This window comes from Saccharothrix algeriensis (assembly GCF_016907655.1).
In the GTDB taxonomy this organism is placed as follows: domain Bacteria; phylum Actinomycetota; class Actinomycetes; order Mycobacteriales; family Pseudonocardiaceae; genus Actinosynnema; species Actinosynnema algeriense.
The window spans coordinates 3,544,478-3,568,590 of sequence record NZ_JAFBCL010000001.1 but is presented as its reverse complement, the minus strand read 5'-3'; the positions used below and the strand labels follow the sequence as shown (position 1 = coordinate 3,568,590).

Below are 24,113 nucleotides of genomic sequence, written 5' to 3'. Positions count from 1 at the left end.
CGCCGGCTTCAGTCGAACAGCGCCGGGAGGGTGCCCTCCCACGCGGCGCGCAGCTCGGCCAGCCCGAGCCGGCCCAGCTCCTGGATCTCCAGCGAGTCCGACTCCGGGTCCACCACGCCGACCTTGCGCCACGGCAGGCCGCGCGCGGTGCACATGTCGGTGAACCGCAGCTCCTCGGTGCGCGGCACGGCCACCAGCACCCGGCCGGCGGACTCGCTGAACAGCTCGGTGAACAGGTCGCCCCCCAGGAACACCCGCGCGCCGGTCTCGCCGATCAGGCAGGTCTCCACCAGCGCCTGCGCCAGGCCGCCCTCGGCCAGGTCGTGCGCGGCCGACAGCATCCCGTCCCGCGACCCGGCCACCAGCACCTCGCCGAGCAGCTTCTCGCGGGCCAGGTCCACCGCCGGCGGCAGGCCGCCCAGGTGGCCGTGCACCACGTGCGCCCACTCCGAGCCGCCGAACTCCGCCCGGGTCTCGCCGAGCAGCAGCAGCGTCTCGCCCGCCTCCGCGCCGATGCCGGTCGGGATGCGGCGGCGGACGTCGTCGATCACGCCCAGCACGCCCACCACCGGCGTCGGCAGGATCGCCGTCGCGCCGGTCTGGTTGTAGAAGCTGACGTTGCCGCCGGTCACCGGGATGCCCAGCGCGACGCAGCCGTCCGCGAGGCCCTTCACGGCCTGCTCGAACTGCCACATCACGCCCGGGTCCTCGGGCGAGCCGAAGTTCAGGCAGTTCGTCACCGCCACCGGGGTCGCGCCGCTGGTGGCCACGTTCCGGTAAGCCTCGGCCAGCGCGAGCTGCGCGCCCGCGTACGGGTCGAGCCGGGTGTAGCGGCCGTTGCAGTCCGTGGACAGCGCGACGCCCCGGTTGGTCGACTCGTCGATCCGGATCATGCCCGAGTCGGCCGGCTGCGCGAGCACCGTGCCGCCGCGCACGTACCGGTCGTACTGCTGGGTGACCCACCGCTTGGACGCCAGGTTGGGCGACGCGGCCATGGTCTTGACCAGGTCGAGCAGCTCCTCCTTCGCGGGCCTGGGCAGCGCGTCGGGGGTGTCGGCCTGCAGCGCGTCCTGGTCCGCCGGGCGCTCGACCGGCCGCCGGTAGACCGGGCCCTCGTGCGCGACGGTGCGCGGCGGGACGTCCACCACGACCTCGTCGTGCCAGGTGATGACCAGCCGGTCGCCCTCGGTGACCTCGCCGATCTCGGTGGCGATGACGTCCCACTTGGCGCAGACCGCCATGAACGCGTCCACGTCCTCCGGCCGCACGACCGCGCACATGCGCTCCTGCGACTCGCTGGAGAGCACCTCGGCCGGCGTCATGCCGGTGGCGCGCAGCGGGACCCGGTCGAGGTGCACGCGCATCCCGCCGTCACCCGCGCTGGCCAGCTCGCTCGTGGCGCAGGACAGGCCGGCGCCGCCGAGGTCCTGGATGCCGACGACGAGCTTCTCGCGGAACAGCTCCAGCGAGCACTCGATCAGCACCTTCTCGGTGAACGGGTCGCCGACCTGGACGCTGGGCAGCTTCTTGCGCTTGCCCGCCGTGTCGTCGAACGTCTCGCTCGCCAGCACGCTGACGCCGCCGATGCCGTCGAGCCCGGTGCGCGCGCCGTAGAGGATGATCTTGTTGCCGGTGCCGCTGGCGTGCGCCAGGTGCAGGTCCTCGACCCGCATCGCGCCCACGCACAGGGCGTTGACCAGCGGGTTGCCCGCGTAGGTCGCGTCGAAGACCACCTCGCCGCCGATGTTGGGCAGGCCGAGGCAGTTGCCGTAGCCGCCGACGCCCGCGACGATGCCGGGCAGCACCCGGCGGGTGTCCGGCGCGTCGGCCGGGCCGAACCGCAGCGGGTCCATCACGGCCAGCGGCCGGGCGCCCATCGCCAGGATGTCGCGCACGATGCCGCCGACCCCGGTGGCCGCGCCCTGGTAGGGCTCGACGTAGGACGGGTGGTTGTGGCTCTCGGCCTTGAACGTGATCGCCCAGCCGTCGCCGATGTCGACCACGCCGGCGTTCTCGCCGATGCCCGCGAGCATCCTGGCGCGCATCTCGTCCGTGGTGGTGTCGCTGAAGTACTTCAGGTGCACCTTGGACGACTTGTAGGAGCAGTGCTCGCTCCACATCACCGAGTACATGGCCAGCTCGGCGTCGGTGGGGCGGCGGCCGAGGATCTCGCGGATGCGGGCGTACTCGTCGTCCTTGAGGCCCAGCTCCTTGTAGGGCTGCTCCTGGTCGGGCGTGGCCTCGGCGTTGCCGACGGTGTCGGTGCTCACGCGCTCACCACCGCGTCCAGCAGGGACAGGAAGATACCCAGGCCGTCGTCGCTCGGGCCGGTGAGGGCGTCGATCGCGTGCTCGGGGTGCGGCATCAGGCCGACGACCCGGCCGTTGGCGCTGGCGATGCCCGCGATGTCGTTGCGGGAGCCGTTCGGGTTGCCGCCGGCGTAGCGGAACACGACCCGGCCCTCGCCCTCCAGCTCCGCGAGGGTCTCCGCGTCGGCCTGGTAGCCGCCCTCGCCGGACTTCAGCGGCACGAGGACCTCGGCGCCCCGGTCGTACCGGGAGGTCCAGGCGGTCTCGTTGTTCTCCACCCGCAGCCACTGGTCGCGGCACACGAAGTGCAGCTTGTCGTTGCGCGTCAGGGCGCCGGGCAGCAGGTGGGCCTCGCAGAGGACCTGGAAGCCGTTGCAGATGCCCAGCACCGGCATCCCCTTGGCCGCCGCGTCGACGACCTCGCGCATGACCGGCGCGAACCGGGCGATGGCCCCGGCCCGCAGGTAGTCCCCGTAGGAGAACCCGCCGGGCACGACCACGGCGTCCACGCCCTTGAGGTCGTGGTCGGCGTGCCACAGCGCCACGGCCTCGCCGTCGGCGTACCGGACGGCGCGGGCGGCGTCGACGTCGTCCAGCGTGCCGGGGAACGTGATGACCCCGACCCTCATGCGTCGACCCGCCTGACGACCCAGTCCTCGATCACGGGGTTGGCGAGGAAGGTCTCGGCGATCCTGGCGAGCGCGGCGTCGTCGACGTCGTCGGCGACCTCCAGCTCGAAGTGCTTGCCCTGGCGGACAGTGGTGATTCCGTCGAAACCGAGGCGCGGCAGCGCGTTGGCCACCGCCTGTCCTTGCGGGTCGAGGATTTCGGGCTTCGGCATGACGTCGACGACGACTCGGGCCACGACAGGCTGCTCCCTGGTAGGAGGGCTGGCGGTACTGGCAGAGCCTACCTGAGCTGGGTGTTCATCCACTTCACAGGTGGCGGGCGGCACACGTTCACCCGAGTTCACCCGGTCGAGGCGCGCCGGGCGGCCCGGCCGGCTGCTAACCTGGTCCCAGCTTCGGCCCGTAAGCCGAGGAAGTGAGCGCGGTCCCCCTCCGGACGGTCGGCGGCCGCGCTTCGCGCTGTCCGGGCCCGGTCCGGAGTCCGGCTCAGTCCAGGCCGATCACCGAGCCGATCAGCGGAGCGGCCCGGCGCGCCCAGTCGCCACCCGCGCCGTGGCACCAGCCCGCGATGTCCGCCGGCCACAGCAGCGGCTCCACCGCGCTGTCCAAGTGCTCGTAGACCACGCCCGTCTCGCGCGGGCGCTTGCCCAGCGCGCGGCGGATGGTGAGCTTGTCGTGCGCGTCGCGCTCCTGGCGGCTGTCGAGGACGAGCCGGTGGCCGTCGAGGTCCAGCACGTCGTCCACCAGCCTCGCCAGGCACCGCTGCCGGCCCTCCTCCTCGCCCCCGCGGCAGCCCGCGCGGTAGAGGTCGACCCGGAGGTCCGCCCCGGCCAGCGCCGCGAGGATGGAGCGCCGCCGGGCGGGCTTCTCCTTGTAGAAGTGCAGCTCGCGCTGGCCGGGGAACAGCAGGGCGCGCAGCCGCTTGCGCAGGGGGGCCAGATCCTTCGGCTGGATGACGGCCGCCGCCAGGTAGTAGGTGTCGTTGCGGCGGGATTCGTCGACGAACACGTGCACTGTCACGACCGTGCATCGGCAGCCACCCGGTCCGGCTGGAACGGCTCCGCCCGAACGGGTGTTCGCGTTGTTCGCCCTGGGCGGACGGGCTGGCGGGCGGACCGCCCTGTCTCCAGGGTGGGCACCATGCGGATCCTGGTGCTGGGCGGGACGGTCTTCCTCGGCAGGGCGGTGGCCGCCGAGGCGGTGCGGCGGGGTCACGAGGTGCTCTGCGCGGTCCGCGGCCGGTCCGGGCAGGTCCCGGAGGGCGCCGCGCACGTGCCCGTCGACCGGGACCAGGGGCTCGGCGCGCTGGCCGGGGAGTCGTTCGACGCGGTGGTCGACCTCGCCACGATGTCGGTCACCTGGGTCCGCGAGGCGGTGCGCTCCCTGCGCGCCGGGCACTGGGCGTTCGTGTCCAGCTGCTCGGTCTACGCCGACCACGCCACACCGGGGCGCACGGAGACGCTGCCGCCGCTGGAGGACGAGCCGGGCGCGCCGATGACGCCCGAGCGGTACGGGTCGGTCAAGGTCGCCAGCGAGGACGCGGTCCGCGAGGTCCGCGGTGACGACGCGTTCATCGTGCGGGCCGGGCTGATCACCGGACCCGGTGACAGGAGTGACCGGTTCGGTTACTGGGCCAACCGGCTGTCGCGGGGCGGGCGGGTCGCCGTCCCGGACGTGCCGGACCAGCCCGCCCAGCACGTCGACGTGCGCGACCTGGCCGCGTGGGTCGTCGACTCCGCCGAGCACCGCACCACCGGCACGTTCGACGCCATCGGGCCGGCCAACCCGCTGAGCCTGGTGCTCGGGGAGGTCGCCGGCGCGGTCGCGCCGCAGGGCACCGAGCTCGTGCGCGTCCCCGAGGAGGTCCTGCACCGGCACGAGGTCGCGCCGTGGTCCGGTCCGCGCAGCCTGCCGCTGTGGCTGCCCGCCACGCACCGCTCCCTGATGTTCCGCGACGCCGGGCCCGCCCTGGCGGCCGGCCTGCGGGTCCGGTCGACGGCCGAAACGGCGGTCGACTCGCTGGCGCACGAGCGCGCCCTGGGCCTCGACCGGCCGCGCCGCGCCGGCCTCCCGGCGGACGCCGAGGAGGCCCTGCTCACCGCGGTGGGCTGAGCGCGCCCCGAGCGGGTACCCGAGCGGCCGGGCCGTCGCCGCCGGGGCGTGGCACGATGGCGCGCGGCCTGCCCGCCGCCGGAGGGAGCGAACCATGCGGATAGTCCACTTCGGACACTCGTGCCTGCTCGTGGACACCGGCGCGGCGCGGCTGCTGTTCGACCCGGGCGCCTGGTCGACCGGGTTCGAGGAGGTCACCGGGCTCGACGCCGTGCTGGTCACCCACTCGCACCCCGACCACCTGGACGTCGACCGCCTGCCCGACCTGCTCGCCGCCAACCCTGGCGCGACCCTCTACGCGGCCGAGGAACTGGCCGGCGCCACGCCCGCGCGGCCGGGGGACGTGCTGGCCGTCGGCGGCGCGCACGTGCACGTGGTCGACGCGCCGCACGAGCGGATCCACCCCGCGGTCGAGGTGCCGGTCAACGTCGGCTACCTGGTCGACCACGGCGCGTTCTACCACCCCGGCGACTCGCTGACCGCGCCCGGGCAGCGGGTCGACGTCCTGGCCCTGCCCGCCGCCGCGCCCTGGATGAAGCTGTCCGACGCGGCCGACTTCCTGGCCGCCGTCGGCCCGCGGGTCGCGGTGCCGGTCCACGAGGCGATCCTCGCCCGCACCGAGCTGTACTACCGCGTCCTGGCGGGCACCGCGCCCGAGGGCGTGGAGTTCCGGGTGCTGCCGCGCGGCGAGTCGGCCGAGCTGTAGGTCGCGGCCTCGGCGCCGTGGTGCAGGGCGAGGTCGATCGACTCCAGCAGCACGTCCCGCACACCGGCCCGCTCCAGGTCGGCCGCGTCCACGCCGATCCGCACGAACCCGCCGCGCCGGGCCGCCCGCCCCACGCCGAGCAGGTGGCTCCAGTGCTCGCCCACCACCCGCACCCGGCCGGTCCGCACGTCCCCGGTCCGCAGGTCCCGCACGCCCGCCATGTCCGCGCACACCGCGAACCGGTGCCGGCGCAGCGCCACCACCGTGCCGGGCGACGCGAGCCACCCCGGCGGCGCGAACACGTCGGTCACCAGCCCCAGCCGGTGCAGCGCGGCCCGGGCCGCGACCAACCGCAGACCCGCCTCGTGCGCCGGCAGGGCCGAGAACTCGGCCCTCCGCCGCAACGACACGGGCCGGTGGCACGGGTCGGCGCTGTGGTCGAAGCCGTGCAGCACCAGCACGTCCCGCCCGCGCACCCGCTCCGACACCCAGTCCAGCGCCTCGCCCGGCACCGCCTTGCGCGGCGCCAGCAACAGCGACAACGGCACCCGCCGCCCGTCCAGCTCCCGCGCCAGGTCGACGCACCGACCGAGCGTGCTCGGCCCGATACCGGACAGCGAAACCACCAGGGTCGCGACCATGCCCTCCAGTGCGCCGCACCGGCGTGTCGCCCGCTTGGCCACCAGATGACACCCCGGAACCGATCGCGCGAACGACCACCCAACCCCACTTGAGACCCGACCCCGGTCCAGGCCCCGGCCCCACCCGCACGGCCCGACTCGCGCAATTCACACAGCCCGCACAATCCGACCGCGGCTAGCAGCTTTGAAGGTTTTCGGCACGCCCAGTGCAGACCGGTGCCTTCGTGTTCTCCCCGTATGGCCTGCCCGGAGGGCTACCATGCTTTTCCTGGGGGTGCAAGCACGCTTTTCGCTTGCACCCCCAGGAAAAGCATGGTCGTCTTTGACAGGTCATGCGGGGGGAACACGACCGCTCTTTCTTTTCCTTCTCCTTGGCGGCCTGCCTGTCCGGCGAGGACTCTTTTAGCTCTTCAGCTTAGATCCGCACAGCACCAATTAGATCCGTACCGCACCGATTCTTACCCGGATCGGTGCGCGGCCCAAGTAAGAAGAGCGGCCGAGAGGCCCCCAAGGAGGAGGAAAAGAAAGAGCGGTCGTGTTCTCCTCCCCGCACGGCCTGCCGAAGGCAATCATGTTTGTCGGGGGGCGTCAAGCGAAAAGCGTGCTTGACACCCCCCGACAAACATGATCGGGCTGCGCCCAGGCCGTACGGGGAGGAGAACACGAAGCAACCGGTGTGCGCACGAGGTGCAGCACCACTTCATGCAAAGCGCATGAGGTGCACCACCACCGCGCTCAAAGCGCACGAGGTGCGGCATCGCTGCGTGAAAAGCGCAGGAGACCGCGCCACGGGCAACGCCCCGCCAATACCCGCTAACGCGCCCCGATCCAGTCGGCGAACGACAGCCCGGTGATCCGCTCGTAAGCCTCGACGTACCGCGACCGCGTGGCGGCGACGACATCGTCCGGCAGCGGCGGCGGAGGGGTGTCCGACGCGCGGTCCCAGCCCGAGGCCGGGGACGTCAGCCAGTCGCGCACGTACTGCTTGTCGAACGACGGCTGCACCCGCCCCGCCCGGTACCCGTCCGCGGGCCAGTAGCGCGACGAGTCCGGCGTCAGCACCTCGTCGCCCAGCACCAGCTGCCCCGTCCGGTCCAGGCCGAACTCGAACTTGGTGTCCGCCAGGATCACCCCGCGCGACCGCGCGAACTCCCGCGCCGCCCCGTACACCAGCAGCGTGGCGTCCCGCAGCCGCCCGGCCGGCTCGGCGCCGACCTGCGACACCACGTGCTCGAACGACACGTTCTCGTCGTGCTCGCCCAGCTCGGCCTTCGTCGCGGGCGTGAAGATCGGTTCCGCCAGCTCCGAGGCTTCCACCAGGCCCGCCGGCAGCTCGACGCCGCACACCGCGCCCGACGCGCGGTACTCGGCCATCCCGGAACCGGTCAGGTAGCCGCGCGCCACGCACTCCACCTGCACCATGTCCAGCCGGCGCACCAGCAGCGCCCGGCCGCGCACCTCGTCCGGGATCCGCTCGTCCTCCCAGGCCACGACGTGGTTGGGCACCAGGTCCGCGAACTTCTCGAACCAGAACACGCTCATCGCCGTGAGCACGCGGCCCTTGTCGGGGATCTCGGTGGTCAGCACGTGGTCGAACGCGGAGATCCGGTCCGAGGCCACCAGGAGGAGCAGCTCGTCGTCCACCCGGTACAGGTGGCGGACCTTGCCTGCGGCGATCTGCCGGTAGTCGGCGAGTGTGGGCACGGCCCGAAGCCTACTTGCCGCCACATCGTGGGAAGGGCTTCCCACCTGCGGCAAGATTCTCCCATGCGCGCACCCGGACTGCTCCTCGCCGCGACCGCCCTCGTCGCGGTCGCCTGCGCCCCCGCCGACCCGACCTCGGCCACGCCGACCGCGGTCGACGGCGTCGCCTGCACGAAGGACAAGCTGGCGACCCTGACGCCGGGCAAGATCACCTTCGGCACCGACCAGCCGGCCTACGCGCCCTGGTTCGTCGACGACGACCCGACCAACGGCAAGGGCTTCGAGTCCGCCGTCGCCTACGCGGTCGCCGGGGAACTCGGCTACGCCCAGGCCGACGTCGTCTGGACGCGGGTGCCGTTCAACGCGGCCATCCAACCCGGCAAGAAGACCTACGACGCCGACATCAACGAGTTCTCCATCACCGAGGAGCGCCGGCAGGCCGTCGACTTCTCCGCGCCGTACTACGACGTGGCCCAGGCGGTGATCACGCTCAAGTCCTCGAAGGCCGCCTCGGTGAAGACCCTAGCGGAGCTGAAGCAGGTCAAGATCGGCGCGCAGGTGGGCACCACGTCGTTCGAGGCCGCCGAGCGGCTGTCCACCGAGCAGGACGTCGCCGTCTACAACACCAACGACGACGCCAAGGCCGCCCTGCGGGCCGGGCAGATCGACGCGGTGGTGGTGGACCTGCCGACCGCCTTCGCCATCACGGCCACCGACCTGGAGGACGGCCACATCATCGGCCAGGTGCCCGCCGGCGACGGCCGGCCCGAGCAGTTCGGCATCGTGCTGGACAAGGGCAGCCCGCTGACCGGCTGCGTGTCCAACGCCGTCGAGGCCCTGCGCTCGAAGGGCACGCTGGCGCGGCTGGAGCAGGACTGGCTGTCGACCGCGGGTAACGCACCCGAGCTGAAGTGACGGTCAGCGCGCTGCAACGGGAGCGCTTGGCCTACAAGCGCTCCCGGTCGCGGCGGTCCACCCTGGTCGCGCTGCTGTCGACCGCGGTGTTCGCCGTCGCCGCCTACTTCACCGTGACCGGCTCGCCCGGGTGGCCGCGGGTGCGGGAGTCGTTCTTCGACGCCGAGACGGCGTGGCGGGCGCTGCCCGCCGTGCTGGAGGGCCTGTGGCTCAACTTACGCGTGCTGCTGGTGTGCGGAACCCTGATCCTGCTGCTCGCGCTGGGGATCGCCACCGTGCGCACGCTGCGCGGCCCGGTGTGGTTCCCGCTGCGCGTGCTGGCCACGGCCTACGTCGACCTGTTCCGCGGCTTCCCGCTGATCATCCTGCTCTACCTGGTCGGCTTCGGCCTGCCCGCGCTGCGGCTGGCCGGCGTGCCCAACGACCACGTCGTCCTGGGCGGCGCGGCGCTGGTGCTGGCCTACACGGCGTACGTGGCCGAGGTGTTCCGCGCGGGCATCGAGTCGGTGCACCCGTCCCAGGTGGCGGCGGCCCGGTCGCTGGGCCTGGGCCCGCGCAAGACCCTGCGGCTGGTGGTGCTGCCACAGGCCGTCCGGCGGGTGACGCCGGCGCTGCTGAACGACTTCGTGGCGCTGCAGAAGGACTGCGGGCTGATCTCCGTCCTGGGCGCGGTCGACGCGGTGCGGGCCGCGCAGATCGAGCAGGCGCGGTCGTACAACTTCACCCCGCTGGTGGTGGCGGGGTTGCTGTTCGTGCTGCTCTCGGTGCCGTCGGGGCGGTTGGCCGACGCGCTGTCCAGGCGGGTGGAACTTCGTCAGGGGGGCCGATGACGTCACCGGTGCTGAGCGTCCGGGGCGTGGTCAAGCGGTACGGCGCGAACACCGTGCTGGGCGGTGTCGACCTGGACGTGCGCGAGCACGAGGTGGTGGCCCTCATCGGGTCGTCCGGCTCGGGGAAGTCGACCCTGCTGCGGTGCGTGAACCTGCTGGAGGAGCTGGACGACGGCCGCATCCTGCTCGACGGCGAGGACGTCTCGGACCCGCGCGTCGACGCCGACGTGGCGCGGCGCGGCATGGGCATCGTCTTCCAGTCGTTCAACCTGTTCCCGCACATGAGCGTGCTGGACAACATCACCCTCGCGCCGCGCGTGGTGCACGGCGTCCCGCGCGACGAGGCGGAGCGGCGGGCGGGCGAGCTGCTGGACCGGGTGGGCCTCGCCGACCGCGCCGGCAGCTACCCCGACCGCCTGTCCGGCGGCCAGCAGCAGCGGGTCGCGATCGCGCGGGCGCTCGCGTACTCGCCGCGGCTGCTGCTGCTCGACGAGATCACCAGCGCGCTGGACCCGGAGCTGGTGGGCGAGGTGCTGGCCCTGGTCCGCGAGCTGGCCGGGCAGGGCCGGACCATCCTGATGGCGACCCACGAGATGGGCTTCGCCCGCCAGGTGGCCGACCGGGTGTGCTTCCTGGACGGCGGGCGCGTGGTCGAGTCCGGGCCGCCCGAGCAGGTGCTCGGCGCGCCGGAGCAGGAGCGGACCAGGCAGTTCCTCCGGCGGATCATCGACGCGGGCCGGCTGTGACGGGGCTCGGCGGGTGGGCTGCGGCCCCGCGGCGGGCGGTCGCCTCGCCGACGGGTGGGCGACGCGGCTCCCGGCGGGCGGGTCGCCTCGCCGACGGGTGGGCGTGAAGCCCGGCGGGCAGGCCGCGGTCCAGCGGGCGAGCCGCGGTCCGGCGAACGTCGAGCGGGCCGGGTGCGAGCGGCGGGCCCGGCACGGGCAGCGGGCCGGGCGGCTCCCGGGGCGGTTCACCGGACACCCCGGGCGGGTGACGGGCCGGGCGTGATTGGGCAGCGCCGACGGCGAGCCCTACCCTGCTACCCGTGATGGCTCGGAAGGCGTCCCGAGCGCCCGTCGCGCTCAGCGCGGCGAGCGTCGGCCTCGGGCTGCTGCTGGGCGGGTGCGGCGAGCCGCAGGCGTCGCCGCCCACCCCCGCGCCGCCACCCGCCACGACGACCTCGGCCACGCCCAGGTCGGTGCCCGCGGTGGTGTCGATCTCGGTGCGGCCGACGACCACCGCACCGCCGCCCACCGCGGCGGTCACCACCGAGGAACCGCCGCCGCCACCGCCCGTCGAGCCGCCGCCCACGACCCGGCCGACGACCACGCCACCGCCGACCACCACCACCGCGCCGACCACCGAGCGCCCCGACGTGGCGCTCCGGGGCTTCCCGTGCGAGCAGGAGGGCGCGACCGCCGTCGACCCCGCCGGGCGCCCGCTGGTCTGCGAGCAGAACCGGCGCGGCCGGCTGCACTGGGACCGGCCCTGACCCGCCCGGGTCCGGCCGGCCCCCCGCGCCCCTAGAGGATCGGCTCCGGCACGTACCCGGCGGCGGCCGGGTACTTCGCGAGCACGTCCGCCACCTGCGCGGCCACCGCGGCGACCTGCTGCCCGGCCACGCCGGTGAAGGACAGCCGGTCGGCCAGCAGGGCGTCCAGCCCGGCCCGGTCGAGCGGGATCCGCTCGTCGGCGGCCAGCCGGTCCAGCAGGTCGTTGTCCGCGCCGCGCTCGCGCATGGCCAGCGCGACGGCGACCGCGTTCTCCTTGATCGCCTCGTGCGCGGTCTCCCGCCCGACGCCCTGGCGCACCGCCGCCATCAGCACCTTCGTCGTGGCCAGGAACGGCAGGTAGCGGTCCAGCTCGCGGGCGACGACCGCCGGGTACGCGCCGAACTCGTCCAGCACGGTCAGGAACGTCTCCAGCAGGCCGTCGAGCGCGAAGAACGCGTCGGGCAGCGCGACCCGCCGCACCACCGAGCAGGAGACGTCGCCCTCGTTCCACTGGTCGCCCGCCAGCTCGCCGACCATCGACAGGTGGCCGCGCAGGACGACGGCGAGGCCGTTGACCCGCTCGCAGGACCGGGTGTTCATCTTGTGCGGCATGGCGCTGGACCCGACCTGGCCCTCCTTGAAGCCCTCGGTGACCAGCTCGTGGCCCGCCATCAGCCGGATCGTCCTGGCCAGGCTCGACGGTCCGGCGGCCAGCTGGACCAGGCAGGACAGCACGTCGAAGTCCAGCGAGCGCGGGTACACCTGGCCGACGCTGGTCAGCACGCGCTCGAAGCCGAGGTGGCCGGCGACGGAGCGCTCCAGCTCGGCCAGCCGCCGCTCGTCGCCGCCGAGCAGGTCGAGCATGTCCTGCGCCGTGCCGACCGGGCCCTTGACGCCGCGCAGCGGGTAGCGGGCGATCAGCTCGTCCAGCCGCCGGAACGCGACCAGCACCTCGTCGGCGGCGGACGCGAACCGCTTGCCGAGGGTGGTCGCCTGCGCGGCGACGTTGTGCGAGCGCCCGGCCACCACCAGGTCGGTGTGCTCGACGGCGAGCCGCGCCAGCCTGGCCAGCACCGCCGCCACCTTGCCGCGGACGTGGTCGAGGGACCGCAGGACCTGCAGCTGCTCCACGTTCTCGGTCAGGTCCCGGGAGGTCATGCCCTTGTGCACGTGCTCGTGGCCGGCGAGGGCGTTGAACTCCTCGATCCGGGCCTTCACGTCGTGCCGCGTCACGCGCTCGCGCGCGGCGATGGAGGCCAGGTCCACCTGGTCCACCACCCGCTCGTAGTCGGCCACGGCCCCGTCCGGGACGGTGACGCCCAGCTCGGCCTGGGCGCGCAGGACCGCCAGCCACAACTGCCGCTCCAGCACGATCTTGTGCTCGGCGGACCACAGCGTGGCCAGTTCGGCGGAGGCGTAGCGACCTGCGAGGACGTTGGCGATGCGCGGCTTGCTCGTCACCGCCACAGGATAGTCGGCGGCCGGGACGCGGACGGCGGGCACGGCGACCGGCCGCGCCCGCCGTCCGGGGACCGACGCCGGGGTCAGCCGGCGTCGAGGTTCGGGTCGGTGGCCAGGGCCACCAGCTGGTCCGTGGTCAGCGGGACGGTGGGCCGGACCTCCTTGCCCCCGGCGGGGTCGTAGTTGTAGGCGCTGACCTGCACCACCGAGCCGTCGGTCCGGAAGTGGGCCACCGAGTAGCTCACCCGGTCGTGCCCGGAGCTGCTGGAGGTGGCGAACTCCAGGTAGCTGCCGTCCGGCTGCCGCCGGGGCGCGTCGCACCGCACGCCGGCGCAGAAGTCGTCCCGGGTGACCAGGAAGGGCGGCGCGCTGAGCTGCACCGCGACCCCGCCGGTCCCGTCCCGGTCGACGAAGCGCACGAACCCGGTGACGTAGCCGGAGACCTGCTCGCGCCGGGTGTCGGTGAACTCGGCGTGCACCTTGAGGGCTCCGGGGACTACCTGGCCGAAGCGCGCCGCCAGGTAGTCCGCCAGGCGCCCGACGGGCACGGCCGAGACCGGGGCCGGGGCCGGGGCGGGCGCCGCCGAGGTGGCCGTCGTGGTCAGGACCTGGTCGAGCGCGTCGACGCCGGTCGGCCCGCGCGCGGCGCTCAGCGCGCCGGGCAGCGACAGCACCGTGGCGGTCAGCGCCGCCGTGGCCACCGCGACCGCGGTCAGCGCGCGCCGCCTCTTGCGCACCGCCTGGGCGCGCCGGATCAGGGCGTCCGCGTCGAACCGGAGGGGCGGCTCGCCGGCCACCGCCGCGCGCAGCCGTGCCCGCAGCTCCTCCTCGCTCACGACACCAGCACCGCCCCCCGGTCCAGCGCCACGACCGCCGCCCGCAGGGCCGCCAGGCCGCGGGCGGTCTGGCTCTTGACCGTCCCCTCGCTGCACCCCATGGCGACCGCGACCTCGCTGACCGGCAGGTCCTCGAAGTACCGCAGCACCAGCGCGGCCCGCTGCCGGGGCGGCACGTGCAGCAGGGCGGCGTGCACGAGGTCGCGGGCCCACAGCTGCTCGCTCGCCGCCTCGGGGTCGACCGACGAGTCGGCCACGTCGGGCACCTCGCCGTCGCGCTGCTCGGCCCGCCGCCACGGCCTGCGCTTCTCGTCCAGCCAGGTCCGCAGCAGCACCTTGCGCGCGTACGCGGAGGGGTTGTCGCGCCACTGCACCCGGTGCCAAGCCTGGTAGAGCTTGAGCAGGCTGGCCTGCATCAGGTCCTCGGCCGTGTGCCAGTCGCCGCAGAACAGGTACGCCGTGCGCCGCAACGACGCGGCGTGGCCCGCCGCGAAGTCGCGGAACGCCCGCTCGTCGGCCTCGCGCACCGGACACCCCTCCCCACCCTCACCCCACTACACGCGGCCGGGGTCAGCGGGGTTGCATCGCCTTGGCCAGCATCCGGCGGGCCGCCGCCCGCGGGTCGGGGCTGATCTCGATCAGCGCGTTCACCACGGACCCGTCGACCAGGGCGATCAGCTCCGCCACCCGCTCCCGGCCGACCGGCCGGCCCGCGCGGGCGAAGATGTCGACCAGCAGGCCGTGCAGCTCGCCGCTGAGCTCGCGCATCAGCGGTCGCAGGTAGGGCCGCCGGCCGGTGGCGACCAGCCGCTCGTAGCGCAGCAGCACGGCCTCGGCGTCCCGGTCGCCCGCCGGCGGGCCGAGCAGCAGGTCCAGCACCAGGTCGATGAACGCCTCGCCGCCGCACTCGCCGGGCTCCAGCTCGGCGAGCCGCGCCTCGCCGTAGGCCAGCTCCGCGCGGCCGTGGAACTCCAGCGCGGCCCCGACCAGCTCGTCCAGCGAGTCGAAGTAGTACGTGGTGGACGCCAGCGGCAGACCCGCGCGCTCGGCGACGGCGCGGTGCCGGACCGCGTCGAAGCCGCCGTCGGCCAGCAGACCCGCGGCGGCTTCGACCAGCGCCTGGCGGCGGCGCTCGCCCTTCGGCGTTGCGGCTGTCATTCGGGGAAAGGTACTAGTGCCCGCCACCGGCCAGGTTCAGGCCGATGACACCGCTGACGATGAGCCCGAGGGACACCAGCTTGAGCGTGCTGACCCCGTCGCCGAGCCACACCATGCCGATCACGGCGGTGAGCGCGGCGCCGATGCCGGTCCACACCGCGTACGCCGGCCCGGCGGGCAGCTGCTTCATCGCCCACGCCAGGCCGGCGAAGCTGATCAGGGCGCACACGGCGAACACGACGGACCACCACAGCTTGCCGAACCCGTCGGACAGCTTCAGGGCGACCGCCCAGCCCGCCTCGAAGAAGCCGGACACGATGAGCACGACCCAGGCCACAGCGACCACCTCCACAATCTGGCACGAACGTACCAAATTAGTGGTACGTCTGTTCCAGAGTGCGGCAGGGCTCACCGGCCCGCCGGCTCAGAGGTGCTCCGCCACCCCCGCGGCCAGCGCCGGCAGCTCCGCCTCGAACGGCCCCACCGCCGCGCCCTGGGCCGGTTCGGTGAGCACGTAGACCGTGCCCGCGCCGCTGCGGGCCTCGCTGCGCCCCTCGGCGGTCGAGGTCGACGTGAGCGGCTGCCGGCCCGGCGGCACCAGCACGACCGACACCACGCCGTGCACGCCGAGCCGGTCGCGCACCAGGTAGCCGGCGCCGCGCGCGCCGGACGGGCAGTTGGCCGCGGCGTGGGAGGGCTGGAGCCCTTCGGCGGCCGGGAGCTCGTCGGCGAGGGCGACGGCGAGCTCCCGGTCCACCTCCTGGCACCCTGAGGCGCCACCGGTCGTCGGCGGACGACCGGTCGTCCCCGACGTTCCGTCCCCCTGCGTAGACGGGTCGTCGGGGATGCTCTTGGGCGGCAGCCCGCCGGACATGCGGGGCTCGACGCGCTCCTCGCCCTCCTGCGGTTCGGGAACCGCAAACGGCAGGTTATTGGACGGGGCGTCCCCAGCGGAACCCGCGGAGGTCGTGTTCCCGGGGGTGGACTGCGACAGCAGGCCCCCGGTCACCGCCGCACCGCCGAACACCAGCACCGCGGCCAGCGCCGAGCCCAGCGCCACGCGCGTCCGGTGGCGCGCGGTGGCCCGCGCCGACGCCGACCGGACGCTGTCCACGTCGAAGGACGCGGGCGGGGCGTCACCGGCCGCCGTGCGGAACACCTCCGCGATCCTGCGCTCGTCCACCCGCCCCCGCCTCCCTCTCACGCCGGCCGCAAGTCGTCGATCGTGTCGCCCAGCGCCTCGCGCAGGGCCTCCAGGCCCCGGGAGGTCTGGCTCTTCACGGTCCCCTCCGAGCACCCGAGCGCCTCGGCGGCGGCCGACACGTCCAAGCCCTCCAGGAACCGCAGCACGAGCACCGCCCGCTGCCGGGGCGGGACCCGCTTCAAGCCCGCGACCAGTGCCTCGCGCGTCACCACCGAGTCGGCGACCTCCGCGTCGCGGGAGGGCGTCTCCGGGACCTCGTCCACGAAGCGCTCCCGCCGCCACGGCCGCCGCGACTCGTCGATCACCGCGCGCACCAGGGTCCGGCGGACGTAGGCGTCCAGGGCCTGCTTGTCCCGGACCTTGCGCCACCTGCGGTGCAGCGCGACGAACGCGGTCTGCGCGAGGTCGTCCGCCCGGTGCCAGTCACCACAGAGCAGGAACGCCGTTCGGCGCACGGCCTCCCGGCGAGCTGCGAAGTACTCCGCGAACTCCTGCTCGTCGTGCTGGTCCACGCGGACTCTCTCCGCTCGTCGTGCTTGCACCTACCGGACGGAACCGGACCGCTCCACGGTTGCACGCCCCTTCCCGGAGACTTGCGTCACCCCCATCGTGGTACGACCGGCGCGAATGGGTAAGGGCTTGCCGAGTGTGATGTGATCCATTCGTGACCCGGCACGCGCCCCTGGACTTCCGCTCCGACACCGTCACCCGCCCGGACCAGGCCATGCTGTTGGCCATGTCGGGCGCCGAGGTGGCCGATGACGTGCTCGAACACGACCCGACGATGCGCGCGCTGGAGGAGCGCGTGGCCGACCTGCTCGGCGTCGAGGCCGCCCTGTGGGTGCCCTCGGGGTCGATGGGCAACCTGATCGCGCTCACCGTGCACCTGCGCCGCGGCGACCGCTTCCTGGCCGCGCGCGGCGCGCACGTGCTCGACAGCGAACTCGGCACGGCCGCGTGGATCGCGGGCGGGATGCCGCACCCGCTGGAGTGGGCGGGGGCGCCCGGCCGGATCTCGGCGGACGCCGTGCGCGCGGCAGCAGGCGCCGACGGCCCGTACTACACGCTGCGCACCACGCTGCTGTGCCTGGAGAACACGCACAACTCGGCGGGCGGCTCCGTGACCCCGCCCGACGAGCACGCGCTGCTGGCGTCGGCCGCCCGCGAGACCGGCCTGCGCGTCCACCTGGACGGGGCGCGGCTGTGGAACGCGGCCGTGGCGCTGGGCGTGCCGCCGGCGGCGCTGACCGTGGGCGTGGACACCGTGCAGGTGTGCCTGAGCAAGGGCCTGGGCGCGCCCGTCGGCTCCGTCGTCGCCGGCTCGTCGGGGTTCGTCGAGGAGGCGCGGCGGGTGCGGAAGATGCTCGGCGGCGGCGTGCGGCAGGGCGGCGTGCTGGCCGCGGCGGGCCTGGTCGGCCTGGACCGGCTGGACGACCTGGCCGTCGACCACGCCAACGCGAAGGCGCTCGCCCGGGGCCTGGGGGAGCTGGGCTGGCAGGTCGACGAGCCGGAGACGAACATCGTGCTGGCCGGCGTGCCCGACCTGGAGGTCACCCTGAACGGCCTGCGGCACCTCGGCGTCTACGCCGGGCCCATGGCCGGGAAGGTCCGCTTCGTGACGCACCGCGACGTCACCGCGGCGGACGTGGCCGAGGCCCTGCGGCGCATCCAGTCGGTGAGCTGATGGGCGGCTGGGTGGTGTTCGACTACGGCATGGTGATCAGCGAGCCGGTGTCCACCCTGGGCGAGCTGGCGGCGCGGCTGGGCGTGCCCGAGGACCGGTTCGCGCCCGCCTACTGGGGCGCGCGGCACGACTACGACCGCGGGCTCACCGACCTGGAGTACTGGCGGGCGGTGGGCGGCGCGCTGGGCGTGCCGGTCCCCGAGGAGCTGTCGCGCGAGCTGACCGAGCTCGACACGACCGGCTGGCTGACCCCGTCCGCGACCGCGGTGGAGCTGGTGGTGGAGCTGGCGGCGGCCGGCGTGCCCCTGGCCCTGCTGTCCAACGCGCCGTCGTCCTTCGGGCGCGTCGTGTCGCGGCAACCGTGGACCGGGCACTTCCGGCACCTGCTGTTCTCCGGCGACCTGGGCGTCGCCAAACCCGCGCCCGGGATCTGGGCGGCGCTGGCGGACCTGCTGGGGACGCGGGACTGCGTGTTCTTCGACGACCGACCGGAGAACGTGGCCGGCGCGACGGAGGCGGGACTGGTCGGCGTGTGCTGGCAGGGCGCGGCACACGCCCGCGAACAACTCGCCCGACTCGGCGTGCTGCCCGCCGCAGACGCGCCCGACAGCTGAGCGGGCTCGCAGGCGCAGCCGCCCCCGCCGCAACCGCCACACAGCTCGTGAAATCCGACGTCCGCTTGCGCTTTTCGCTTTTGGATTTTCGGCACGCCCCGTGCAGACCGGTGTCTTCGTGTTCTCCCCGTATGGCCTGCCCGGAGGGCTACCATGCTTTTCTGGGGGGTGCAAGCACGCTTTTCGCTTGCACCCCCCAGAAAAGCATGGTCGTCTTTGACAGGCCATGCGGGGGGAACACGACCGCTGTTTCTTTTCATTCTCCTTGGCGGCCTGCCTGTCCGGCGAGGACTCTTTTATCTTTTCAGCTTCGGGCTCTACCGCACCAAATCTCACCCGGATCGGTGCGCGACCCAAGTATGAAGAGCGGCCGGGAGGCCCCCAAGGAGGAGGGAAGTGCGTCGTGTTCCCCCCGCACGGCCTGCCGGAGGCAATCACAGTTGTCGAGGGGGGTCAAGCGAAGAGCGTGCTTGACCCCCCTCGACAACTGTGATCGGGCTGCGCCCAGGCCGTACGGGGAGAACACGAGGCACACCGCTGCGCTGAACAGCGCCGCCGCGCGAGGCGCGGCCTGCGACGAGAGCGAAGCGCCGCCGCGCGGGGCGCGGCCTGCGTTGCGAGGCCGCGCGGCGCACGACCTGTTCGTTCGCTACCGGGGCCCCTTGATGCCCTTCCGGCCGTTGCTCTTGATCGCGCCGTAAGCGGCGGTGCCGAGGAACAGCACACCGCCGACGATCGCGAGCCAGAACAGGCCCTTGACGACCGCACCCACCACCGACAGCACCAGCCAGGCCGCGAGCAGCCACAGGATTATCTTGAACATGGCACCTCCTAGCCCCCAACGTACGCCGTGACGTGCGGGTTCGTGCCCGGAGCCGAGGCCGGGACCGGGCCGGCGAGGTCAGAGCCAGGTCTTCAGCCGGCGCAGCGCCTCCTCCACGTCGTCGGCCGACCCGGCGAACGACAGGCGGATGAACTCGTGGCCGTGCACCGGGTCGAAGTCGATCCCCGGGACGATCGCCACACCGGTGTCGTCCAGCAGCTTCCGGCAGAACGCCATGGAGTCGTCGGTCAGGTGGGAGACGTCGGCGTAGGCGTAGAACGCGCCCTCCGCCGGGGCGACCTTGTCGATGCCCAGCTCCCTGAGCCCGTTCAGCAGCAGGTCCCGGTTGTGGCGGTAGCCGTCGACCAGGCGGGCGGTCTGCTCGTAGGACTCCGGCTCGAACGCCGCGACCGCCGCGTGCTGCGCCAGCGCCGGCGGGCACAGGGTGAAGTTGCCGGTCAGGCGGTCGGCGGCGCGGCGGAGGTCCGGTGGGAGCAGCATCCAGCCCAGCCGCCAGCCGGTCATGGCGAAAGCCTTGGAGAACGAGTTGACGACGACGGCCTCCCGCGAGGTCTCCCAGGCGCACGCCAGCGGCGTGCCGTAGCTGATGCCGTGGTAGATCTCGTCGCTGACCAGCCGGGTGCCGCGCGCGGCGCACCACTCGGCGAGGTCCTTCAGCTCGTGCGGGTGCAGCACGGTGCCGGTGGGGTTGGCGGGGCTGGCCACCACCAGGCCGGCCAGCGGCCCGGCCTCGTCCAGCATGGCCGTGGTCGGCTGGAACCGGGTGTCCGGCCCGCACGGCAGCTCGACCACCTCGCAGCCGAGGGCGCGCAGGATGTTGCGGTAGGCGGGGTACCCGGGCCGGGCCAGCGCGACCCGGTCTCCCGCGTCGAAGGCGGCCAGGAACGCCAGCAGGAACGCACCGGACGAGCCCGTCGTGACCACCACGTCGTCGGGTGCGACGGCCAGCCCGTACCGGCGCCCGTAGTGCCCGGCCAGTGCCGCGCGCAACTCGGCGGTGCCCAGCTGCTCGGTGTACCCGAGCGGCTGCTCGCGCAGCGCCCGCTCGGCCGCGCGCAGCACCGGCTCCGGCGCGGGGCTCGACGGCTGGCCGGCGGCGAGCGAGACGACGTCGCCGTGCGTGCGCCGGCGGTGCGCGGCGGCGGACACGATCTCCATGACGTGGAACGGCGGCACATCGGCCCGTGCGGCTACACCCAGCATGACGCCAGGCTAGTGCGGCCCGACCGCGCGGGACCAGCCGCCGGACCACCGCGCCCCCGGCGCCTTCGCCTTGCCGACCCGGCCGTTCCGGACCGCTCCCGGCCACCCGCCCGGTGACGGGCTCCGGGGCTAATAGCCCTGGTAGCCGCCGCCTCCGGCCATCGACTTGAGGCCGGGGTGGCCGTCGAAGCCGCCGTAGCGGGAGAAGGTGTAGCGGACGCCCGCGATGATGTTGTCGACCGGGTTCCAGATGTCGTCGTGGCCGGGCAGCTTGTGCGCCTGGAACGTCGGGTCGATGCACTGCATCAGGCCCTTGGACGGGGTGCCCTTGGCGGCGTTGGAGTCCCAGTCGTTGAGCGCGTGCGGGTTGCCGCCGGACTCCTTCTCGATGATGGTCCAGATCTCGTCGATGTTCTCCTCGGTCACCGGGATGCCGTTGGCCTGCAGGATCCTGATCGCCTCGCGGATCCACTGCTCGACGTTGCCGGGCGGCGGGCCGCTGCTGGGCGGGCCGCCGCTGGGGCCGAGGCCACCTATGCCGCCGCCACCACCGCCGAAGCCGCCACCGGAACCACCACCGCTGCCGCCGCCGGAACCACCGGAACCGCCTCCGCTGCCGGGACCGCCGCCCGAGCCAGGGCCGCCCCCCTGGGTGTCCGCGGGCCGGGGTTCGGGGTCGGCCGACGACGGCCTGGTCTCGGGTTCGGGCGTCGGGGTCCACGTGATCGCCCGGCCGGGGGCGGGCACGAAGGCTTGGACGCCCGGGTCGGCCATCGCGGAGAACGCGGGCGTGATCGACCCGGCCCGGCCCCGCAGCGCGCCCAGCGCGGTGCTCAGCGCCTGCTCGGCCTGCTCGACCACCGGCTGCGCGTCGCCCGCCGCCTCGGCGCACAGCCCGCGGATCGCGTTGTCGACGAACGCCTGTGGCAGGCCCTGGTTCTGCGCGCGCAACGCGCGCACGCGGCCGAGCAGGGTCTCGCAGATGCGCGTCATCGACGACTTCGCCGCCTCCAGCGCCGCCGCGACCGCCTCCAGGTCGCCCGCCGCCGCGTTCAGGGCGTCGTTCAGCGCGTTGCCGCCCTTGGCGAACTCGCCCATGTACGCGACGAACCCGTCGGCCGACCCGCCCTCCCACGCGCCGTCCAGCTGCCCGACCGACCGCTGGACCGCGTTGCCGGCCTCGCCGCCACCGGTAGCCGCCTGCCGCCACCGGTTCGCGATCTCCCGGACCGCCTCCAGCCGGGCCGGCTCGACCTTCCGCGCCGACTGCGCGAGCGCCTGCCCGCCGGGCAGCGCCGCGACCTCGTCCACCGCGCTCATCCGCTCACACCGCCCGGAAGGAGGCCGCGTTCGCGTCCTCGGTGTCGACCACGGCGCCCTGGACGGCGTCCAGCGCGCGTTCCACCCGGCCCAGCAGCGATTCGGCCGCCGCGAACTCCGCGCCGGCCTTCCGGTCGAGTTCGGCGGCGGCCGCGGAAAGGCCGCCCGAATCCGCCAGTTCGCCGAAGATGCCCGGTTCGGCGTGCACACCGGAGAACCCGTCACCCACCGCGCCGAACCGCCCCGCCTGCGCGCCCATCGTGCTCCGGCACTGCTCCATCGCCTCGGCGTTGAACTTCGCGACCGCCATTCCCCGGATCCTAGGGTTCCCGGCCCGCGCGCACCCCCGTAACGGCCGGGAAGCACGTGGGAATTCACACCTCTTGGAGCAGCTCCCGCACGCACGACGCGAGCCGGGCGTTGTCGATGGGCGTGATGGTGCTCCAGTTGCGGCCGTCCGAGCTGGGCCGCACCTGGTGCAGGTAGCGGCCGGACGGGGTGTCGTGCCACGCCACCACGCGGCCGGCCCGCGCCGGCGGGCCGCCGGGCCGGGCGCGCTCGGCGCCGAACTGGCCCCTGGTGCCCATCCCGTCGCACATGCCGGCCAGCTCCTGCGCCTCGCTCAGCGGCAGCCCGTGCCGCTCCAGGGCCAGCACGAGCTTCTCGGCGTCGTGGCCGGACTCCCGGGACGCGGCGCGCAGCACGTCGTTGGGCAGGCTGATCGACCGCCCGTAGCCCGCCGGCGCCTCGCCGGCGACCGACACGGCGGCCTCGGCGAGCGCACTGGCCCGCGCCTCGATCAGCCACACCTCGTCGCCGTCGACCACGGCGAGCACCGCGTCCTCGCCGGCCGCCGCCGCCAGGCCCTTGATCTTGCGCCGGTCCACCCAGATCCAGAGGTCCACCGACACCTGCGGGTTGGCCAGCAGGGCGAAGGAGTCGGCCAGCTCCGGGACCAGCCTCCGCCCGTTGGCGAACCCCCGCTCCTCCAGCGAACCCCAGGCCCCCTCGACGAACCGCGCCCGCTCGGTGTGCGTCACACCGGGGCTGGGTACGTCCAGCGCGACGTTGCGCCGGGTGAGCCGCTCGGCCTCCCACGCGACGTCGAACTCCAGCGTGGACAGCACGACGGTGCCGGCCGCGGTCACTTCTGCTCGTGCTCGTCGCCGATGACGGAGTGCACCACCATGCGCTCGTCGCCGAAGACGTCGTCGGAGTCCACCCCGTACTTGCGGACGTGCTCGCCGTCCTCCTCGCCCTCGCCGCTGCGGGCGGAGGCGGCGGGGTGCAGCATCGACCCGGCGCCGGCCTTGCCGGCCGCGGAGCCCGCCGCGCCGGACCGGCCGGGGACGCGCTCGTCGGGGTCGATGGCGCCGATCGTGGCGGAGACGCCGGCCTTGCCGGACAGCGCGGCGGCGCCCGGGACGGCCGCGCCCCGGCCCGAGCCGGGTGAGCCGGGAACGCCGGGGGCGCCCTTCGCGCCGCCGGGCGACCCGTCACCGGCGGACTTGCCACCGCGGACCACCTGCCCGCCGCGCGCGGTGCCGGCCGCGAGCCCCAGCGCCGTCCCCCCGGCGAGCCCCAGCCCGAGCCCGAGGCCGAGCCCGGGGGAACCGCCGGCCTTGGCGGGCAGCACCGGCCCGGTGGGCGGGGTGCCGACCGCGTTGGGCAGCCCCGGCGGCGTGACACCGGTCAACCCGCCACCGGGCAGCTGCTGCGCGAACCCCGGCGCGCCGGGCGTGCCGGGGACCAACCCGGGGCTCCCGGGCACGAACCCGGGCGTGCCACCCCCACCGGGCGCCACCCCGGGCACCCCTCCGGTCGCGCCGCTGATACCGCCGCTGAACTGCGGCACGGCCGCGACCGGCGTGCTGACCGCGGAGGTGGTGGTGACGTCGAAGCTCGACGGCCTGGTCATGCCCTGGTACCGGTCGAGGGAGTCCCGGCTGGCGTCGACGTACTGGTCGAACCCGCGGATCACCTGCTCGCGCGCGGCCTGCGTCTGCTTGACCTCCTTGGCGTGGTCGGTCTCGTAGCCGAAGAAGCCGCCGGCCTCGTCCCAGAAGCTGGTCTCGGTGTCGCCGCGCAGCGCCTGCGGGTCCGGCATCCCGTTCCGGGAGTGGCTGTAGTTCGAGCCCTGGATGGCGGTCGCCTGGGAGTTCTGCTGCCCGGCTTCGGTGCCCGAGGACGCGACCTCGGCCGAGACCGTCACCGCCTTGCCGGAGTTCTCGCCGGCGGCGCCCTGCCAGTCGATGTCGAGCTTGCGGAGCTCGTCGCGGAGCGTCCCGTCGACCGCTTCCAGACTGGCGGCCAACGCCCGCAGCGCGTGCGAGGCGTCGCTGAAGCGCTGGGCGGCGTCGCTGCCGGTGAACTGCTGCAGCAGCTGCGCCAGCGCGCCGTTGTCGCGCCCCTCGAACCGGTGGTCCTTGAGCTGCCTGAAGTCGGTCACG

Annotated in this window: 27 protein-coding genes; 8 read left to right on the top strand and 19 right to left on the bottom strand. The window is 74.0% G+C overall.

What is annotated here, in order from left to right:
• Positions 1–8 precede the first annotated feature (8 nt).
• The 4 genes from purL to JOE68_RS16255 form a co-directional block, all read right to left on the bottom strand.
• The gene (gene purL / locus JOE68_RS16270) at positions 9–2,270 is read right to left on the bottom strand and encodes a phosphoribosylformylglycinamidine synthase subunit PurL (protein WP_204843188.1); all 2,262 of its coding nucleotides are present in this window, start codon (positions 2,268–2,270) and stop codon (positions 9–11) included.
• Positions 2,267–2,938 carry a phosphoribosylformylglycinamidine synthase subunit PurQ gene (purQ, locus tag JOE68_RS16265; RefSeq protein ID WP_204843187.1) on the bottom strand — a complete coding sequence of 224 codons (672 nt, stop codon included), beginning with the start codon at positions 2,936–2,938 and terminating at the stop codon, positions 2,267–2,269. Before purQ ends, purL begins: the two co-directional genes overlap by 4 nt.
• Entirely contained in the window at positions 2,935–3,174 is a 240-nt protein-coding gene (purS, locus tag JOE68_RS16260) for a phosphoribosylformylglycinamidine synthase subunit PurS (protein ID WP_204843186.1), read from the bottom strand. Before purS ends, purQ begins: the two co-directional genes overlap by 4 nt.
• 250 nt (positions 3,175–3,424) lie before the next feature.
• Positions 3,425–3,952, bottom strand: a complete 528-nt coding sequence (locus JOE68_RS16255; RefSeq protein WP_307819707.1) for a hypothetical protein — start codon at positions 3,950–3,952, stop codon at positions 3,425–3,427.
• Positions 3,953–4,078: 126 nt separating this feature from the next.
• On the opposite strand from JOE68_RS16255, the gene JOE68_RS16250 reads away from it, so the two are divergent.
• Positions 4,079–5,050: an NAD-dependent epimerase/dehydratase family protein gene (locus JOE68_RS16250; protein WP_204843184.1), complete on the top strand. Its 972-nt coding sequence runs from the start codon at positions 4,079–4,081 to the stop codon at positions 5,048–5,050.
• A 94-nt stretch (positions 5,051–5,144) separates the two neighbouring features.
• Complete coding sequence (locus JOE68_RS16245; RefSeq protein ID WP_204843183.1) at positions 5,145–5,756, top strand: MBL fold metallo-hydrolase; 612 nt, start codon at positions 5,145–5,147, stop codon at positions 5,754–5,756.
• Here the strand turns inward: JOE68_RS16245 and JOE68_RS16240 are convergent.
• Both JOE68_RS16240 and JOE68_RS16235 read right to left on the bottom strand, forming a co-directional pair.
• A complete protein-coding gene (locus JOE68_RS16240) occupies positions 5,678–6,397 on the bottom strand; it encodes a DUF2334 domain-containing protein (RefSeq protein ID WP_204843182.1) in 720 nt (239 codons plus the stop codon). The genes JOE68_RS16245 and JOE68_RS16240 overlap by 79 nt on opposite strands.
• A gap of 813 nt (positions 6,398–7,210) precedes the next feature.
• Positions 7,211–8,101, bottom strand: a complete 891-nt coding sequence (locus tag JOE68_RS16235) for a phosphoribosylaminoimidazolesuccinocarboxamide synthase (protein ID WP_204843181.1) — start codon at positions 8,099–8,101, stop codon at positions 7,211–7,213.
• 63 nt (positions 8,102–8,164) lie between these two features.
• On the opposite strand from JOE68_RS16235, the gene JOE68_RS16230 reads away from it, so the two are divergent.
• The 4 genes from JOE68_RS16230 (at position 8,165) to JOE68_RS16215 (ending at position 11,338) form a co-directional block, all read left to right on the top strand.
• Positions 8,165–9,016 (top strand): ABC transporter substrate-binding protein, encoded by an 852-nt coding sequence (locus JOE68_RS16230; RefSeq protein WP_204843180.1) that lies wholly within the window; start codon positions 8,165–8,167, stop codon positions 9,014–9,016.
• Entirely contained in the window at positions 9,013–9,846 is an 834-nt protein-coding gene (locus JOE68_RS16225; RefSeq protein ID WP_204843179.1) for an amino acid ABC transporter permease, read from the top strand. The genes JOE68_RS16230 and JOE68_RS16225 overlap by 4 nt, the downstream gene beginning before the upstream one ends.
• Positions 9,843–10,592, top strand: coding sequence for an amino acid ABC transporter ATP-binding protein (locus tag JOE68_RS16220; RefSeq protein WP_239562261.1), 750 nt, complete (start codon positions 9,843–9,845; stop codon positions 10,590–10,592). Before JOE68_RS16225 ends, JOE68_RS16220 begins: the two co-directional genes overlap by 4 nt.
• A 299-nt stretch (positions 10,593–10,891) precedes the next feature.
• On the top strand, positions 10,892–11,338 hold the full coding sequence (locus tag JOE68_RS16215; RefSeq protein WP_204843178.1) for a hypothetical protein: 447 nt from the start codon (positions 10,892–10,894) through the stop codon (positions 11,336–11,338).
• 31 nt (positions 11,339–11,369) lie between these two features.
• Here JOE68_RS16215 and purB read toward each other — a convergent pair whose 3' ends face one another.
• The 7 genes from purB to JOE68_RS16180 form a co-directional block, all read right to left on the bottom strand.
• Positions 11,370–12,800, bottom strand: a complete 1,431-nt coding sequence (gene purB / locus JOE68_RS16210) for an adenylosuccinate lyase (RefSeq protein ID WP_204843177.1) — start codon at positions 12,798–12,800, stop codon at positions 11,370–11,372.
• Between the two features lie 83 nt (positions 12,801–12,883).
• The gene (locus tag JOE68_RS16205) at positions 12,884–13,636 is read right to left on the bottom strand and encodes a hypothetical protein (RefSeq protein WP_204843176.1); all 753 of its coding nucleotides are present in this window, start codon (positions 13,634–13,636) and stop codon (positions 12,884–12,886) included.
• The gene (locus JOE68_RS16200) at positions 13,633–14,163 is read right to left on the bottom strand and encodes an RNA polymerase sigma factor (RefSeq protein ID WP_204843175.1); all 531 of its coding nucleotides are present in this window, start codon (positions 14,161–14,163) and stop codon (positions 13,633–13,635) included. The genes JOE68_RS16205 and JOE68_RS16200 overlap by 4 nt, the downstream gene beginning before the upstream one ends.
• A 43-nt stretch (positions 14,164–14,206) precedes the next feature.
• Positions 14,207–14,794: a TetR/AcrR family transcriptional regulator gene (locus tag JOE68_RS16195; protein WP_204843174.1), complete on the bottom strand. Its 588-nt coding sequence runs from the start codon at positions 14,792–14,794 to the stop codon at positions 14,207–14,209.
• A gap of 13 nt (positions 14,795–14,807) precedes the next feature.
• Entirely contained in the window at positions 14,808–15,131 is a 324-nt protein-coding gene (locus JOE68_RS16190) for a DMT family transporter (RefSeq protein WP_204846133.1), read from the bottom strand.
• Between the two features lie 87 nt (positions 15,132–15,218).
• Entirely contained in the window at positions 15,219–15,977 is a 759-nt protein-coding gene (locus JOE68_RS16185; RefSeq protein ID WP_204843173.1) for a hypothetical protein, read from the bottom strand.
• Positions 15,978–15,994: 17 nt separating this feature from the next.
• The gene (locus JOE68_RS16180) at positions 15,995–16,510 is read right to left on the bottom strand and encodes a SigE family RNA polymerase sigma factor (protein ID WP_204843172.1); all 516 of its coding nucleotides are present in this window, start codon (positions 16,508–16,510) and stop codon (positions 15,995–15,997) included.
• Between the two features lie 152 nt (positions 16,511–16,662).
• Between JOE68_RS16180 and JOE68_RS16175 the strand changes: the two genes are divergently transcribed.
• Entirely contained in the window at positions 16,663–17,682 is a 1,020-nt protein-coding gene (locus tag JOE68_RS16175; protein ID WP_204843171.1) for a threonine aldolase family protein, read from the top strand.
• Entirely contained in the window at positions 17,682–18,296 is a 615-nt protein-coding gene (locus JOE68_RS16170; protein ID WP_204843170.1) for an HAD family hydrolase, read from the top strand. Before JOE68_RS16175 ends, JOE68_RS16170 begins: the two co-directional genes overlap by 1 nt.
• A 649-nt stretch (positions 18,297–18,945) precedes the next feature.
• Here the strand turns inward: JOE68_RS16170 and JOE68_RS16165 are convergent.
• The 6 genes from JOE68_RS16165 to JOE68_RS16140 all read right to left on the bottom strand — a co-directional run bounded on the left by JOE68_RS16165 (position 18,946) and on the right by JOE68_RS16140 (position 24,112).
• Positions 18,946–19,119, bottom strand: a complete 174-nt coding sequence (locus JOE68_RS16165) for a hypothetical protein (protein WP_204843169.1) — start codon at positions 19,117–19,119, stop codon at positions 18,946–18,948.
• A 78-nt stretch (positions 19,120–19,197) separates the two neighbouring features.
• Positions 19,198–20,343 carry a pyridoxal phosphate-dependent aminotransferase gene (locus tag JOE68_RS16160; RefSeq protein ID WP_204843168.1) on the bottom strand — a complete coding sequence of 382 codons (1,146 nt, stop codon included), beginning with the start codon at positions 20,341–20,343 and terminating at the stop codon, positions 19,198–19,200.
• Positions 20,344–20,472: 129 nt separating this feature from the next.
• Positions 20,473–21,663: a transglycosylase SLT domain-containing protein gene (locus tag JOE68_RS31835; RefSeq protein ID WP_204843167.1), complete on the bottom strand. Its 1,191-nt coding sequence runs from the start codon at positions 21,661–21,663 to the stop codon at positions 20,473–20,475.
• A gap of 4 nt (positions 21,664–21,667) precedes the next feature.
• Entirely contained in the window at positions 21,668–21,973 is a 306-nt protein-coding gene (locus JOE68_RS16150) for a hypothetical protein (RefSeq protein WP_204843166.1), read from the bottom strand.
• Positions 21,974–22,037: 64 nt separating this feature from the next.
• Complete coding sequence (locus tag JOE68_RS16145) at positions 22,038–22,811, bottom strand: ESX secretion-associated protein EspG (protein WP_204843165.1); 774 nt, start codon at positions 22,809–22,811, stop codon at positions 22,038–22,040.
• A complete protein-coding gene (locus JOE68_RS16140) occupies positions 22,808–24,112 on the bottom strand; it encodes a PPE domain-containing protein (RefSeq protein ID WP_204843164.1) in 1,305 nt (434 codons plus the stop codon). Before JOE68_RS16140 ends, JOE68_RS16145 begins: the two co-directional genes overlap by 4 nt.
• Between the last annotated feature and the right edge of the window lies 1 nt (position 24,113).

Bases quoted from the DNA above. Each gene is read 5' to 3' on its own strand.
- JOE68_RS16150 (WP_204843166.1), bottom strand. From the start codon at position 21,973: ATGGCGGTCGCGAAGTTCAACGCCGAGGCGATGGAGCAGTGCCGGAGC.
- JOE68_RS16160 (WP_204843168.1), bottom strand. From the start codon at position 20,343: ATGCTGGGTGTAGCCGCACGGGCCGATGTGCCGCCGTTCCACGTCATG.
- JOE68_RS16220 (WP_239562261.1), top strand. From the start codon at position 9,843: ATGACGTCACCGGTGCTGAGCGTCCGGGGCGTGGTCAAGCGGTACGGC.
- JOE68_RS31835 (WP_204843167.1), bottom strand. From the start codon at position 21,663: ATGAGCGCGGTGGACGAGGTCGCGGCGCTGCCCGGCGGGCAGGCGCTC.
- JOE68_RS16250 (WP_204843184.1), top strand. From the start codon at position 4,079: ATGCGGATCCTGGTGCTGGGCGGGACGGTCTTCCTCGGCAGGGCGGTG.
- JOE68_RS16165 (WP_204843169.1), bottom strand. From the start codon at position 19,119: ATGTTCAAGATAATCCTGTGGCTGCTCGCGGCCTGGCTGGTGCTGTCG.
- purQ (WP_204843187.1), bottom strand. From the start codon at position 2,938: ATGAGGGTCGGGGTCATCACGTTCCCCGGCACGCTGGACGACGTCGAC.
- JOE68_RS16230 (WP_204843180.1), top strand. From the start codon at position 8,165: ATGCGCGCACCCGGACTGCTCCTCGCCGCGACCGCCCTCGTCGCGGTC.
- JOE68_RS16195 (WP_204843174.1), bottom strand. From the start codon at position 14,794: ATGACAGCCGCAACGCCGAAGGGCGAGCGCCGCCGCCAGGCGCTGGTC.
- JOE68_RS16240 (WP_204843182.1), bottom strand. From the start codon at position 6,397: ATGGTCGCGACCCTGGTGGTTTCGCTGTCCGGTATCGGGCCGAGCACG.
- JOE68_RS16245 (WP_204843183.1), top strand. From the start codon at position 5,145: ATGCGGATAGTCCACTTCGGACACTCGTGCCTGCTCGTGGACACCGGC.
- JOE68_RS16170 (WP_204843170.1), top strand. From the start codon at position 17,682: ATGGGCGGCTGGGTGGTGTTCGACTACGGCATGGTGATCAGCGAGCCG.